Annotated in this window: 13 protein-coding genes; 4 read left to right on the top strand and 9 right to left on the bottom strand. The window is 70.9% G+C overall.

The features are described 5' to 3' along the window. Window positions 1-28: 28 nt before the first annotated feature. Window positions 29-238, bottom strand: coding sequence for a hypothetical protein (locus ABD191_RS02360; RefSeq protein ID WP_344076233.1), 210 nt, complete (start codon window positions 236-238; stop codon window positions 29-31). Window positions 239-747: 509 nt separating this feature from the next. On the opposite strand from ABD191_RS02360, the gene ABD191_RS02365 reads away from it, so the two are divergent. Beyond that, complete coding sequence (locus tag ABD191_RS02365; RefSeq protein ID WP_344076235.1) at window positions 748-2019, top strand: cellulose binding domain-containing protein; 1272 nt, start codon at window positions 748-750, stop codon at window positions 2017-2019. Window positions 2020-2068: 49 nt separating this feature from the next. Here the strand turns inward: ABD191_RS02365 and ABD191_RS02370 are convergent, their stop codons facing one another. Both ABD191_RS02370 and ABD191_RS02375 read right to left on the bottom strand, forming a co-directional pair. Further along, on the bottom strand, window positions 2069-2734 hold the full coding sequence (locus ABD191_RS02370; RefSeq protein ID WP_344076237.1) for an acetoacetate decarboxylase family protein: 666 nt from the start codon (window positions 2732-2734) through the stop codon (window positions 2069-2071). Between the two features lie 117 nt (window positions 2735-2851). Continuing rightward, the gene (locus tag ABD191_RS02375; RefSeq protein WP_344076239.1) at window positions 2852-3343 is read right to left on the bottom strand and encodes a GNAT family N-acetyltransferase; all 492 of its coding nucleotides are present in this window, start codon (window positions 3341-3343) and stop codon (window positions 2852-2854) included. Window positions 3344-3567: 224 nt separating this feature from the next. Here ABD191_RS02375 and ABD191_RS02380 point away from each other — a divergent pair, with 224 nt between their 5' ends. Then, window positions 3568-5730 (top strand): GmrSD restriction endonuclease domain-containing protein, encoded by a 2163-nt coding sequence (locus tag ABD191_RS02380; RefSeq protein WP_344076241.1) that lies wholly within the window; start codon window positions 3568-3570, stop codon window positions 5728-5730. A gap of 52 nt (window positions 5731-5782) precedes the next feature. Here the strand turns inward: ABD191_RS02380 and ABD191_RS02385 are convergent, their stop codons facing one another. Both ABD191_RS02385 and ABD191_RS02390 read right to left on the bottom strand, forming a co-directional pair. Beyond that, window positions 5783-6193, bottom strand: coding sequence for a hypothetical protein (locus ABD191_RS02385; protein ID WP_344076243.1), 411 nt, complete (start codon window positions 6191-6193; stop codon window positions 5783-5785). Next, window positions 6186-7130: a ParA family protein gene (locus ABD191_RS02390; RefSeq protein ID WP_344076246.1), complete on the bottom strand. Its 945-nt coding sequence runs from the start codon at window positions 7128-7130 to the stop codon at window positions 6186-6188. Before ABD191_RS02390 ends, ABD191_RS02385 begins: the two co-directional genes overlap by 8 nt. Window positions 7131-7393: 263 nt before the next feature. On the opposite strand from ABD191_RS02390, the gene ABD191_RS02395 reads away from it, so the two are divergent. Then, window positions 7394-8773: an AMP-binding protein gene (locus ABD191_RS02395; protein ID WP_425560646.1), complete on the top strand. Its 1380-nt coding sequence runs from the start codon at window positions 7394-7396 to the stop codon at window positions 8771-8773. Between the two features lie 102 nt (window positions 8774-8875). Here the strand turns inward: ABD191_RS02395 and ABD191_RS02400 are convergent, their stop codons facing one another. Further along, window positions 8876-8998 carry a hypothetical protein gene (locus ABD191_RS02400; protein WP_344076250.1) on the bottom strand — a complete coding sequence of 41 codons (123 nt, stop codon included), beginning with the start codon at window positions 8996-8998 and terminating at the stop codon, window positions 8876-8878. A gap of 74 nt (window positions 8999-9072) precedes the next feature. After that, window positions 9073-9489: a hypothetical protein gene (locus ABD191_RS02405; RefSeq protein ID WP_344076252.1), complete on the bottom strand. Its 417-nt coding sequence runs from the start codon at window positions 9487-9489 to the stop codon at window positions 9073-9075. Window positions 9490-9668: 179 nt separating this feature from the next. Between ABD191_RS02405 and argS the strand changes: the two genes are divergently transcribed. Next, window positions 9669-11390 (top strand): arginine--tRNA ligase, encoded by a 1722-nt coding sequence (gene argS / locus ABD191_RS02410; RefSeq protein ID WP_344076254.1) that lies wholly within the window; start codon window positions 9669-9671, stop codon window positions 11388-11390. Window positions 11391-11429: 39 nt separating this feature from the next. Here the strand turns inward: argS and ABD191_RS02415 are convergent, their stop codons facing one another. Beyond that, entirely contained in the window at window positions 11430-13823 is a 2394-nt protein-coding gene (locus tag ABD191_RS02415; RefSeq protein ID WP_344076256.1) for an ABC transporter permease, read from the bottom strand. After that, complete coding sequence (locus ABD191_RS02420; protein WP_344076258.1) at window positions 13820-14500, bottom strand: ABC transporter ATP-binding protein; 681 nt, start codon at window positions 14498-14500, stop codon at window positions 13820-13822. Before ABD191_RS02420 ends, ABD191_RS02415 begins: the two co-directional genes overlap by 4 nt. Window positions 14501-14509: the final 9 nt, after the last annotated feature.

Raw genomic sequence — 14509 nt, forward strand, 5'->3', positions numbered from 1 at the left:
ACTCGTCATAGCCGGTGCCGGGGGAATCTCAGTAGTGCCAGTCGGAGCAGATGATGATCGCCGCGCTCTGGGCGCAGTAGCAGTCCTTGTGCTTGTACTGCACGTCGGATCCGCCCTGGACGGTGTAGTAGCACGGGCCGGTGTACGGGTACGAACCACACGGGCAGCTGGCCGCGGCGGTCGACTTGGGCACGAACCAGCTGAGCATGCGCTCGCCGAGCTCCTCGAGCTTCTTCATCAGTTCGGGTTCCCCTTCCCCATTGGTCGCTGGTCCACACGTGACAGTGCACGCCAAAGGGGGATCCGCTCCCCCGTAGAGCGACATCCGTCGAAGTTACGTCTTGTCACGCGGCGTGTACAGATCGGTGAAGTCACCAATCTTCTCCACAGCCGCCCAAGAAAGCCCTTTCCCTCTGGTGCAGCCCGTCGCCCAAAAAACTTGGTTCGGCAGTTTCGATTCCCAACAGCTGGCCCTGCGCCCGGCGCGCCGCAACCGGACCATGGTCAACGCCCGCGATGTAACCATCCGCGTAACCCGGGATGAACTCGCGTCGCGTACCTGCTGCTCAGGCCGGCTGGACTCGATCAGGTTCCCGAACATGGCCAACCTCACGATGCCTGGTTATCGATCTATGGACATGCCTAGCGTGGATGCGTCCAGGGAGACGGGGACCCGGGCAGAACGACACTTCTATAGCTAGGCCCACGCGTGCCCCGGCTCCTGCTCGATCGCAGAAGGGAAGGGCATTGCGCCAAGGAATTCCGAGCTCACTGCGTTCCATCGCCGGACGCGTCACCGTAGCGGCCGCCCTGGCCGCCTCCGTGTCGCTCATCTCGCTCGCCGCGCCCGCGACGGCCTCGCCGGCGGCGGCGCCGGAGGCCACCGCCGCACCGCGCCCGGACGCACCCGCGAGCAACCGTCAGGTGCCCGGCCGGGTGCACAAGGTCGAGGGCAAGGCGCGCACGGGTGCGACCAGGCCGGGATCGGCCAGGAAGAGCAGCACCAGCGAGTACCCGCTGCCCATGCCGAGCTGGTCCAACGACATGCACCGCAACTTCGGGGTGGCGTTCACGGGGACGAACACGGGCGTCGTCGCCACCCACAGCGTCAACATCGACGGCGACCCGCACCCGGACGACTTCGTCTACGCGCCGACCACCTACCCGGGCAGCGGCTCCTGCATCGAGATGGTCACCGTGTACCGGTCCGGCCTGTTCATCTCGCCGTTCGACTGGTGCGGCGGCGGCTGGCAGACCGGCACGGAGGTGACCCCGAGCTTCCAAACGAACTACATCCGCAGCTCCGCGTACTCGGTCAAGATCGAGAAGACGAACGCGACCACGAACCAGTGGACCGCGTACCTGTACAACTACACCACCTCGGCGTGGGACACCTTCTACGTCAGCTCGGGCACCAACACGAGCGCCGAGGGCTGGGACATCTTCGAGGTGTACACGTGGTGGGACCCCGCGACCACGGAGGGCTACTACTGCGACAACACCGACGGGTACGAGTTCACCGCCAGCGACATCGACCTCAAGGTGGGCGGGGTGTGGGTCGACGCCAGCTCGAGCAACACCGACCAGAACCTGTTCAGCTGGGGCACCGACGGCGCCACCTACGGCTGTCCTGACCTTCAGTTCCAATGGAACAGCGCGGCCTCCTACACGGTGACCAACCCGGTCACGGCGCCGGCGACGTGTACGGTCGACTACGTCCCCAGCAGCTGGGGCAACGGGTTCACCGCGAACCTCTCGCTCACCAACTCGGTCGCCCTGAGCGGGTGGAGCCTCGCGTTCACCTTCGCGGGCAACCAGGCGATCACCAACGCCTGGAACGCCAACTACCAGCAGACCGGGCAGAACGTGACGCTGACCAACCAGACACACAACGGCACGGTCGCGGCCAACACGCCGGTCCAGTTCGGCTTCCAGGGCACGTACTCGGGCACGAACACCGACCCGACCACGGCCACCCTCACCAGCGGCGGATCGCAGTACACCTGCTCCGTCGTCTGACGATCGACGCCGGGCGCGGCGCTCACGTGAGCGCCGCGCCCGGCCGCGGTCACAGCGCGGACTCGCCGCCGGGGTACACGAACGAGGAACGCGGGGTGTAGAAGCCCCAGGTGACCTGCAGCGGGTCGGCCGGACGCAGCGCGTACACGGAATGGTTCGGGTCGAGGAACTCCAGCGAGACGACCTCGAAGTCGTCCACGGGCTCGGCGATGAACGGGTAGTTGCCGGCCACGAACGACCCGTCGACCTGCGTGACGTACCGCAGCTGGCCGCGGCTCGTCGTGGAGCTCTTCGGGCCGACCCGGGCCGTCGTGCGGATCACCGGCACGCCGTCGGACTCGGTCGTCGCGACCAGCGTCCGGCCGCGGACCTCGATGGTGGTCGAGCCGGGCGTGGCCGGCACGCCCCGCTCGCTGGCGTAGGCGCGCACGACCGGACTCGAGTTGAAGTAGTGGGTCCACCAGCGGGCCGGCGTCACCCCGTCCGGGGCGAAGAAATCAAGATCAGGACCGATGTACGTCAGGGAGTACGCCCCGAAGCCCGACGTCTGCTCGGGCTGATCCACGACGTACTGGTTCATGAAGATCTGCCGGTTCTCGATCGGCGCGAGCCCGTCCGGGATCAGCTTCGCGACCGCCTCCGGATCGGCGGGAACCCAACCGAAGTAGATCATCCTGCTGTTCACGACGAGTTGCGGGGCGACCAGGTCCGTCATGCAGGCCCTCCATCATGCGAGCGGTGAGTGAGACGGACCCTACGAAACGTGATGTTGCGGAGGCAATAACGGAACGTCGACACGTGAATGAATCAGCGACCCCCTTGCACCGGGCCGCTAGATCAGCTCATCGGCGAGCAGGTCCATGAGGAGCCCGTCGCGCCACACGCCGGCCGGGTCGCGCCAGTACTGCCGCATCACGCCGACGCCACGGAACCCCACCTTCTCGTAGCAGCGGATCGCCGCCGCGTTGGCCGCGGCCGGGTCGATCACGAGGCGGTGGAACGACTTGGTGGTCACCAGGTGCCGGGCCATTGTCCGGACCGCGTCGGCGCCCAGGCCCTGCCCGTGCACGGCCGGATCGAGGTAGATGTCGATGCCCGCGTGCCGGTACTCGGGGTCCGACTCCTCGTACCACTGGATCGCGCCGACGATCCGCCCGTCGAGCAGGACGGCGAAGACCTCCTTGCCGGGGTCCTGGAGTTCCTCGGCAGTGGGGCTGTCGTCGCCCCACTGCGCCGCCACCTGCGGCGTGGCGCGGATGCGGACCAGCTCCGGCAGGTCCGCCGCCCCGGCCGGCCGCAACGTCACCCGCTGCCCGAACAACATGCCAACGATCGTATGCGCCGCTGTCCCCCAAGCGCTGGCTTGACTACGCGACCATCCACCGAACGAACGGCGACGGTGACTACTCAGGCCCACGCCGAATGATGATCGTCGCCGACCGGCGACCGAGGTGACTCGGTGCGGCCGGAAGGACGGATGCCCGGCGCGGCGACGCACCGTAGCGTTTCGTCGACGAATAGCGACGACGTGTGCGGAGGTACGGCCAGGTGGCGGACGGGGCTAACGAGCGCATCAACGGACAGGCGTGGACCATCAGGCAGGTGTTCAGCGGCCGCCGGTACGGGCTGGACAACTACCAGCGGGAGTTCGCGTGGGAGTCCAGCCACCTCAAGGAACTGCTGACCGACCTGTCCGAACGGTTCCTCGACCGCTGGCAGCCCGATCACGACCCATCCGAGGTACCTCACTACCAGCCGTACTTCCTGGGGCCGATCGTCACGCACGTACGCCAGACGAACTCGCTCATCGTCGACGGACAGCAACGGCTCACCGTTCTCATGCTGCTACTGATCTGGCTCGAGCGGACGCAGGCCGACCGGGATGACGCCGTGTCGGGTCTCGGTCCGCTCATCGTCTTCGACCTGTTTGGTCACCGACGCTTCGCCGTCGAACCGGAGCACGACTACGACGAGCGTCGCCGGTGCCTGACGGCGCTCATGGCCGGCGAGGAGGTCGACCCCAGCCAGCTGACCTCTCGGTCGAACCGCACGCTGGTCAGGCGCTACAACGATTTCGAGGACCTCTTCCCGGAGGCCCTGCGCGGCGACGCGCTGCCCGCGTTCATCTACTGGCTGCTCGACCGCGTCTACCTCGTCGAGATCTCCACCGGCAGCGGGTCGTTGGCGCTGGAAACCTTCGAGACGATGAACGACCGGGGGCTGCGGCTCAATTCTCTCGACCTGCTCAAAAGCTTCGTCCTCAGCAAGATCGGGGTAGCCGACCAGCCGGGTGCCAACCGGACCTGGCGGGCCCGCATCGCGGCCCTGACCGACGCGGACAGCAACGCGCACGTCGGCTTCATGCGCAACTGGATGCGCGCCAAGTATTCGCGCGGCCCCATCGACGACGCCGGCATCAGCAGGTCGTTCGACAAGTGGGTGCGGCGCGAGCACGACAACCTCGGCCTGCGCTACCCCGGCGACTTCCTGACGTTCGTCAACGAGATGGACGGGCTGTCGCGCCGGTACGTCGAGCTGATCGCCGCCACGAAGGAGCCGTGCCCGGGCCTGGACGTGCTCTACGCCAACGGCCGCAACACTGTCACGCTGCAACTGCCGCTGATCCTGGCGGCGCTCTCCCTCGACGACGACCGCGCCATGTTCGAACGCAAGGCGCGCATGATCGGCGGCTACCTCGACATCGTCGTCGCCCGGCGCATGGTCAACTGGCGCGATTACGGCTACGACGCCCTGTCGAACGGGGTCTTCTCGCTGGCCCGGGAGATCCGCGGGCTGGACGTCGACACGCTCGCCAAGCGGCTGGGCGAGGAGATCGCCACCCTGCCGGAGACCTTCGACGCCGTCGGCACCTACGGGCTGCGGGCCCGCAACCGTACCCGGGTGCGCTACCTGCTCGCGCGCCTGACGGCCTGGCTGGAACTGCAGCACGAGGAGCTGACCACCACCCCGGCGTACGGGCCGCTGCTGAGGAAGCTGATGTCCTACGACATCGAGCACATCTGGGCCGACAAGCCCGAACTCCAGCCGGAGGTGCAGGCGCGCCGGTTCAACCACGTCCGCAACAGCTTCGGCGGGCTCCTGCTGCTCCCGAAGTCCTTCAACCGCGCCTACGGCGCAAAGCCGTACGCGGTGAAGGTCAAGCAGTACTGGGGCCAGGGCACCCTGCTCGCCAAGTCGCTGCATCCCGACTGCTACACCATGAACCCTGGCTTTGACCGGGTGAGGCAACGCTACGCGCTGCCCTTCACGCCCTACCCGTCGGCCTTCGATGAGCGCGCGATCATGCAGCGGCAGGCGCTGTACCAACGACTGTGCGAACTCGTCTGGGACCCGGCGCAGTACGGCCTGGCGGTTCCGGCCACGTCCGGGCGCCGGCAGGCGGACCGCAGGCGCGCGCACTTCGGCGTCACGGTCATGAATCTGGTGGAGGGCGGCTTCATGCCGCCGCAGGCGGCCCTGGTCGGCACGTTCCAGGAGCTTGACTACCACGCCCGGGTGACGGCGGATGGTCAGCTGCGCCTGGACTCCGGGGAGGTGTTCGACTCGCCGTCGTCGGCCGCCGGGGCCGCGCTCAACCGCAGCTCGTGGAACGGCTGGACGTTCTGGCGGGTGGTCCTGCCGGACGGGTCCACGCCCGAGCTCAACGCGATCCGGGCGACGGCGCTGAAGGCCGGCTTTACCGCCAGTTAGGTAGCCCGCGCGGCTTGGCGGCCCGCCCCGACCGGACGGGCCGCCAGTCGGATCACATGGCGCGGATGGCGGCGCCGCTCAGGCGCGCCCCGACGGTGAAGTCCACCAGCTGGCGCGCCAGGGCGGCCTTCGCCGTCTTGGCGACGCCGCCGATCCCCAGGGCGCCAGCGATCACGCGGAGCTCCGCCACCCCGAACGGCGCCAGGATCACGGCCGCTTCCTCCCGCGAGGCCGCCACCGCCAGCGCGTCGCGTACGGACTCCACATCGACGCTCGGGGCGGCCTTGGCGGCCCGCGCCGGCTTGCGCGCCGCCGGCACGGCCGGCTCGTTGGCGCCCCAGGGGATCAGCGCCAGCCGGGCCCGGCCCTCGGCCAGGTCGTCGACCTGCTCCTGCGGTAGGTAGTCCAGAAACTCGGTGATCCGCCGCAGGACCCCGAGAGTCTGCTTGGCCACGTCACTCATATTGCGCCCCTCCCATGCCGATGCTGTTAAGAAATTCCGTCGCCAGACTCATGAGCTCGACGTAGATCTGCTCGGTCACCTTGACCCGGAGAATGACCGGGACACCGTCGGGGTTCTGCGCCCCGAACACGTTGCGGTCCCGGATGCTCGATGTGAAGATCGGAATTCCCGGGCTTCGCGTGCGCGTCGTCTCGATGTAGTACCGGTGCGCGCTGATGGGCTCGTGCGACCGGTATTGCACCATCGTGAAGACAACGCCGAGCGGCTGCGGTGCGACGATCACCTCAGGGCGGTCGGGCTCATATTCCTGCGCCTGCTCGTTGTACTTCTCCGTCAGCCTGCGCACGTTCTGGAACAGAGCCTCGATGCCGAGCGTGGACAGATAGTCGGGCCGGGACGGCACAAGAATGCCGTCGCTGGCCACGATCGCGCTCTGCGTCACGATGTTGAAATTGGGCGGGCAGTCGATGAGCACAAGGTCGTAGCACGCGGCGAAATGCGGGTCTCGCAGCGCCTCGCTCAGCGCCCGGCGCAACCGGAACATCTCCAGGTCAGCGTTGCCGCCGCCGAGCCCGACGTTCGTCAGCATCGACAACTCGTGGCTGATCAGATGCAACGTGGACGGGACGAGGTGAACGTACCCGTCCGGCGACGGCAACGCGGCGTTCACGGCCTTCGGTTCGACGACGCACTCCGCCAGCGGTCGGTGCGGTACACCCCGGATAAAGCTGTCGTACCACGACTTGACGGTCTGATCCGGCGGGAGTCGGCCGGCGGCAAGATCCGGCGAAAAGAAGCTGAACGTGAGGCTGCTCTGCGGATCAAGGTCGACCAGCAGCACCCGCTTGCCGCGCCGTGCCAACTCGGTGCCGAGGTTCGAGGTGAGCGTCGTCTTGCCGACCCCACCTTTGAAATTGATCACCGAAACAATGCGCATGTCCCTCCCCCGCCGAGTCGCCGCGAAACCGTTGCAGAATAGGGCGGCCGCGCTGCGCACCGCAGTCGTCACAAGGGCTGACGCAGTTGCCGAATGGGTGGCGGCGAGGGGTTTATCGGCCGGCGATCCGGCCGAATCTTTGGCCGGTCCCGCCGGTCGCCCAGCCCTCGATGGCGGGTCGGCCCACGTGTTGCCGAGCGCTCACGGTGGCGCGCTGCGCGTCATGCCGCCCGATCGCGGGCACGGTGGATGATGGCGGGATGCTGTCGTTGATCTCAGGGCTGGGCGATCGCGCCGACACGGTGACGGTGGCCGGTCGGACGCTGTCCGGCGAGGCGCTGCTCGGCGCGGCCGCCGCCGTGGCGGACGCGGTGGCGGGGGCGCCTGCCGTCGCCGTCCATGCCACGCCGAGCGTGGAGACCGTCGTCGGGATCGTGGGCGCGATGACGGCCGGCGTCCCCGTCGTGCCGGTGCCGCCCGACGCGGGGGTCGACGAGCGCGCACACATCCTGCGCGACTCGGGCGCCGCGCTGCTCCTGTACGGCGACGAGGCTCCCGGCGATACGACAATCCCGACTTTCCAGGTTGATGTCACCCGACGTTCCGGCGCCGATTATCGGGACCCGATATCGGATGGCGCCGCCCTGATCATGTACACGAGCGGGACGACCGGCGCCCCCAAGGGCGTCGTGCTCTCCCACGCCGCGCTGGCCGCCGGCATCGACGCGCTCGCCGACGCGTGGGCGTGGACGCCCGACGACCTGCTCGTGCACGGGCTGCCGCTGTTCCACGTGCACGGCCTGGTCCTGGGCGTGCTCGGTCCGTTGCGCGTCGGCGGCCGGCTGCGGCACACCGGCCGGCCGCGTCCGGAGGCGTACGCGGCCGCGGGCGGGACGCTCTACTTCGGGGTACCCACGGTGTGGTCCCGGATAGCCGCGGCGCCGGCCGCCGCGCGGGCCCTGAGCCGCGCGCGGCTACTGGTCTCCGGCAGCGCCGCCCTGCCCGTGCCCGTGTTCGACCGGTTACGCGCGCTGACCGGGCACCAGCCCGTCGAGCGGTACGGCATGACGGAAACGCTGATCACCGTGAGCAGCCGGGCGGACGGCGAACGCCGCCCGGGGCACGTGGGGCTGCCCGTGGCGGGCGTCAGCACCCGGCTCGTCGGGGACGACGGCGCGCCCGTGCCGCACGACGGCGAGACGGTCGGCGAGCTGCACGTGCGCGGCCCGATGCTGGCCAGCGGCTACTGGGGCGGCTCGCGTCCGTTGACCGTGGACGGTTGGTTCGCCACCGGCGACGTGGCGACCATCGGCCCGGACGGGTGGCACCGCATCGTGGGCCGGGCGTCCACGGACCTCATCAAGAGCGGCGGGTACCGGATCGGCGCGGGCGAGGTCGAGGATGCCCTCCTGGCGCATCCCGCCGTGGCGGAGGCCGCCGTGATCGGCGTACCGGACGCCGACCTCGGCGAGCGGGTCACCGCGTTCGTCGTGGCAGACACCGTCGGCGAGCGGGAACTGATCGACTTCGTGGCCGGGCGCCTGTCGGTCCACAAGCGTCCCCGCCGCATCCACTTCGTCACGTCCCTGCCCCGCAACGCCATGGGCAAGATCCGCAAGAGGGCTCTGCTCGACGGCCAGTAGCCGGCCGAGACACCGGCAGTAGATCTTGGGCGCAACCCGCCGCATGGGAGCGTTTCGCACCAAGATCGCCGGGCCCACCCGCGCCGCGCGGGCCGGGAGGCGTCAGCAGTCGGCGGACGTTTCGCAGTGCGCGGGCCGGTGCGACTGCGCGTCGTCGGCCTTCTTGGCGACGATGAACGCCGCCAGCGCGATCACGACAAGCAAAGCGATGAAAAAGTCCTTCATAGCCGCCCCCGGGCTGACACGTGACAACTGTCCGCTTCCGACCGTATGCCGCTGGCGGTCGGCCCGGGAGGCGTTCACACGGACGTGGGCGCGGATCCTTCCTCGATCGCGACGGGCACCCGCAGCAGGGTGAACCGCAGCACCACGATCAGGTTGAGGAACCCGACCAGCCACAACGCCGACAGCACCCAGCTGATCGGCAGGTCCGCCGCGTCGGGCGCGGACGCGAGGCCGCGCACGATCTGGTCGACCGGGAACGACAGGATCAGGCACAACACCAGGGCGCCGGCGGCCGCCGCCGCGGCGGAGCGCACCCACGCCTCGGCCGCCCGGGCCGGGGTTGGCGGCCGGTACAGCACCGCGAAGATGACGGCGAGCGCGATGCCCATGACCGACTCGAACGGCTCGTACGGCCCCTCGGCCGCGGCGATCGCGATGACGCCGCCCACCGCGACCGCGGCGAGGGCCACCTCGTCTGCTCGCGCACTCACCGCGCCAGCGTATCGATGCCCGCCGACGCGGTCCTCAGCCGTTCAGGCGCTTCGGGCGATAAATGGCGCGCCAGCGCGCAACCGGGCGGCTAGGCTGCCCGGCATGGTGGCACCCACGCGACGACGACGAACCGGCACCCCCGTGTCCGTGTCGTCCGTCGCGTGCGAAGGCCTGCCTCATGCCCGATCTCGAAAGCTCCGTCGCTGACCTGTTCGCCCCCGCCTTCGCGGCGGTCGCCGGTGGCCCGGTCGACCCCGTGGTCCGGCGCTCCCAGCACGCCGATTTCCAGGTCGATGGCGCGCTCCCCCTGGCCCGGACGCTGAGCCGCCCGCCCCGCGACATCGCCAGAGACGTCATCGCCCGGCTGGGCCCGTCCGAGCTGATCGCCTCGGCGACCGTGAGCGGGCCGGGTTTCATCAACGTCACGATCGCCGACGCGGCCCTGGGCCGGCTGCTCGCCGCGGCGCGCTCCGACGAGCGGCTCGGCGTCGCGCCGGCCGGCAACCCCGAGACCGTGATCGTCGACTACTCCGGGCCCAACGTGGCCAAGGAGCTGCACGTCGGACACCTGCGCTCCACCGTGATCGGCGACGCGTGCGCGCGGCTGTTGAGCTGGTTGGGCCACGACGTGATCCGGGCCAACCACATCGGCGACTGGGGCACCCCGTTCGGGATGCTCATCGAGCACCTGCTCGACCTCGGCGAGGACGCGGCGGCACACGAGCTGTCCGTAGGCGACCTCGACAGCTTCTACCAGGGCGCCAGGGCGAAGTTCGACGCCGACCCGGCGTTCGCCGAGCGCGCCCGGCAGCGGGTCGTGGCGCTGCAGTCCGGCGACGCGACCACGCTGCGGCTGTGGCGGCTGCTGGTGGCCGAGAGCGAGGCACACTTCCGGGCCGTCTACGACACGCTCGGCACCCAGCTCGCCGACGCCGACTTCGTCGGCGAGAGCTTCTACGACCCCCTGCTCGGGCCCCTGGTGTCCGAACTGGACGAGGCCGGCCTGCTCCGCGACAGCGACGGTGCCAAGGTCGTCTTCCCGGCCGGCATCCTGGGCCGCGACGGCGAGCCGCTGCCGATCATCATCCGCAAACGCGACGGCGGCTTCGGCTACGGCGCCACGGACCTCGCCGCGATCCGGCACCGGACCCAGGAACTCAAGGCCACCCGGCTGCTCTACGTCGTCGGCTCCCCGCAACAGCGGCACTTCGAGCTGGTCTTCCAGGCCGCGCGGGAGGCCGGCTGGCTCACGGCGCCGGCCCGGGCGCAGCACATCGGCTTCGGCCAGGTGCTCGGCGCGGACGGGCGCAAGCTCGCCTCCCGCGCCGGGGGCGCGGTCAAGCTCGCGGAGCTGCTGTCCGAGGCCGTCGACCGGGCCGCGACCATCGTCGCCGAGAAGAACCCCTCACTGGGTACGGCGCAGCGCGCGGCGATCGCGCACGCGGTGGGCATCGGGGCGATCAAGTACGCCGACCTGTCCAGCGACCGGGGCAGGGACTACCTGTTCGCCTGGGACCGGATGCTCGCCACCACGGGCGACACGGCCGCGTACCTGCAGTACACGTACGCCCGGATCCGGTCGATCTTCCGCAGGGGCGGTGCGGCACCGTCCGCCGACGCGGCCATCACCGTGGTCGACCCCGCCGAACACGCCCTCGCGCTGGAGCTGCTGGCGTTCCCGGCGGTCATCGACGAGGTCGCCGAGACGCTGCGGTTCCACACGCTGACCGGCTACCTGCAAGGGCTCGCGGGCGCGTTCACCGCGTTCTACGACCGGTGCCCGGTGCTGCGCGCGGACGGCGGGACGCGGGCCAGCCGGCTCGCGCTGTGCGACCTGACCGCCCGGGTCCTCGCCCAGGGTCTTGACCTGCTGGGCATCTCGACCCCCGAACGGATGTGAGCGGCGGCCCCCGAGGCGCGTCGGGGGCCGCCGCCCGGCCTACTCGGCGCGCAGGGCCGTGGCTACCCGGGTGCGGGCCGCCCAGCCGGCGGGCAGCAGCGCCCCGACCACCGCGAGCGCGATCCCGGCGCAGCCCAGGAGCACCAGCTGCGGCAGGCCGTACACGTCGACGACGGAGGCGGGCAGCGGCGTGCCCGCACCCTCCCCCATGAGCGGCACGATCCAGTGGTGCAGCCGCACCCCGAGGGGTACGGCCACCACGCCGGCGACCAGCCCCAGGCCGACCATCGAGGTGATCACCATGGTCCGGGTCTGGCGTGGCGTCATGCCCAGCGCCTTGAGCACGCCGATCTCCTGGGTGCGCTCGCGGGTGGTGAGCACGACCGTGTTGAGCACGCCCAGCGCCGCCACCGCGCACAGCAACAGGGTCAGCGTGGCGATCAGCGTCTCCAGGATGATGAACGCCTCCGCGTCGTAGTCGCTGCTGCGATCCTCGACATGGACCCCGGACTCCTCGCCGAACTGCTTACCCAGCGCGGCCGCGTACCCGGCCGCGTCCGTGCCGGGCGCCAGCCCGATCTCGATGACGACGTGCAGCGGTTCCTTGAGCAGCGTGGCGTCACCGATGACGATGAGGTTGCCGGTGCCCGCGAGTACCTCGCCGACGATCGTGACCACCTGACCGCTGTCGAACGTCAGCCGGTCGCCGACCTGACGGCCCGTGTGGTTCAGGAAGTACGACGAGACGACGACCTCACCGGGGTTGGCGTACCAGCGCCCGGAGACGATGGGGTACCCGACCCAGCCGGCGTCCCCGACGTACCCGGACACGTCCAGCTCCTGCGCGATGCCGGCGGCGCGCGCCCGGCCCTCGTGGAGGATCACCGCGTGGGCGGTACCGGAGGCCGCCCGCACCGCGCCCAGCACGACGGCCGGGTCGACCGTCGCGGTCCGCGGCCCTGCGGCCGGCGCTGAGATGGCCGGCGCTTCGGCGGCGGGGGCCCCGGGCGGTGCGCCGGGAGGCGGCGGTTCGGGCGCCGTGTGCCCGGGCGGGGCTTCCATGAACAGGCCGGCGGTGACCTGGACGGCGTCGCGGCGGCTGAACGCGGCGTCCACCCGCAGGACGGAGGCGGCCAGGCCGACCGCGAAGACCAGCGTCACTGCGCCCAGCAGGATCGCGACCACCGTGCCGGCCGCCCGCGACGGGCGCGCCAACGGCAGGCCGAGGCCGAGCGCGACCGGGCGCGGCAACGCGCTCGCCGTGAGCGCGCGCCTGGCCCGGAAGCCGCGGCCGACGCGCGGCGCGCGGCCCACACTGATCGCCTGGTTGGCGGCCAGCCGGCCCGCCCGCAGCGCGGGTGGGATGGCCGACGCCGCGACCAGCAGCGGCGCGGCGACCAGCACGGTGACGACGACCCACCCGGGTACGCCCGCCCCGCTGACCGGCAGGTCGTACACGCGCTCGGTCTGTCCCAGCAGCGGAATCGCCACGGCCATGCCGAGCGGCACGCCGATCAGGCAGCCGACCACCGCGGGCCCGACGACCTGGGCCACATAGACGGCCACCACCTGCGCGGGCGTGAACCCGAGCGTCTTGAGTACGCCGATGTTCCGGTAGCCGGCCACGACCGCGCCCGACACCACGTTGGCCGTGATGAGGACCGACAACACGATGCCGAGCACGGCGAACGCGACCACGAACGGCACGAACGCCGCGATCGACCGGTTCACCGACGTGCGGACCGTGAGGTAGCTGGTGCTCGACTCCACCGCGTCGGCCGGCAGGCCGGCGGTCGCCGCCGCGAGGGAGGCGCGCACCCGTTCCTCGGTGTCGTGGCCGGCGAAGCGGTAGAGCATCTGCCAGCCCGCCCCCTCGGCCGACAGGACGTCGGTCTGGGTGGGCCAGACCCAGCCGTCGGCGGTGCCGGTCACCGACGCGGCCACCCCGACCACCCGCAGCGACCCGCCCCCGATCGTCACCGTGTCGCCGACGGAGATGAGTGGGCCGGCGTAGCGGCGCGACAGCACGATCTGGCCCACGCCGGTCAGCCACTCGCCCTCGTCCAGGATCAGCTTGTCGACCGACCCGCCGGCCTGCTCGCGGCCCACGATGAGGCCGTCGGGGAGGCGCAGGCCGCGCGGGCCCTCGACGGCACCGCGCACCGCGGCGAACGGGCCGGCCGCCGCCGTCACGCCGGCCGCGCTGGCGGTCGCGGTGAGCTGCGCGGCCGCCACGCCGCCACGCACGTTGGCGTTCACGTGCGCGCCGTCGGCGGCGTCGAAGGCGTCGTCGAACGGGCCGTGCGACGCGGCCGCCAGGGCGATGGCGAGTACGGCGGTCGCCGAGGTGAGCAGCACGACCAGGCCGACGACGAGCGTCTGCACCCGCCGCCTGGCGACGGCGGCCCGCGTCGCCGCGAGGACCGCGCTCATGCGGGGATACTTTCGAGGGCACGCCCGTCGCGCATGGTGATCAGGCGGCGGCCGGACGCGGCCGCCAGCGCCGGGTCGTGGGTGACCAGCAGCAGGGTGAGGCCGTCCGCGCTGAGCTCGCTGAGCAGTTGGCGCACGCCCTCGGCCGCCGCCTGGTCGACCGCGCCCGTGGGCTCGTCGGCGAGGAGCAGCTCCGGCTCATTGATCAACGCACGGGCGATGGCGACGCGCTGGCGCTGCCCGCCGGACAGGCGGGCCGGGTACGCGTCGGCCTTGTCCGCGATGCCGAGCCGGTCGAGCAGTTCGTCCGCGCGCCGGCGCGCGGTGCCCGGCCGGGCCCCCGCGAGCCGGCCGGGCAGCACCACGTTGTCGCGGACGGTCATCTCGTCCAGCAGGTGGAAGAACTGGAAGATGATGCCGATGTGGGCACGGCGGAACCTGGCCAGGGCCGTCTCGGACAGCTGGTCGACGCGCACGCCGGCCACCTCGACAGTGCCGCCGGTGGGCCGGTCCAGCCCCGCGATCACGTTGAGCAGGGTCGACTTGCCGCTGCCGGACGGGCCCATGACGGCGACCGCCTCGCCCCTGTGCACGGACAGGTCGACCCCGGCCAACGCGGGCGGCCCGGCCGCCTCGTACGCCTTCTCCACTCCGGACAGTCTGATCAACTCGGTCATGTGTGGTTT

The sequence above is a fragment of the Luedemannella helvata genome (assembly GCF_039528415.1).
Classification (GTDB): Bacteria; Actinomycetota; Actinomycetes; order Mycobacteriales; family Micromonosporaceae; genus Luedemannella; species Luedemannella helvata.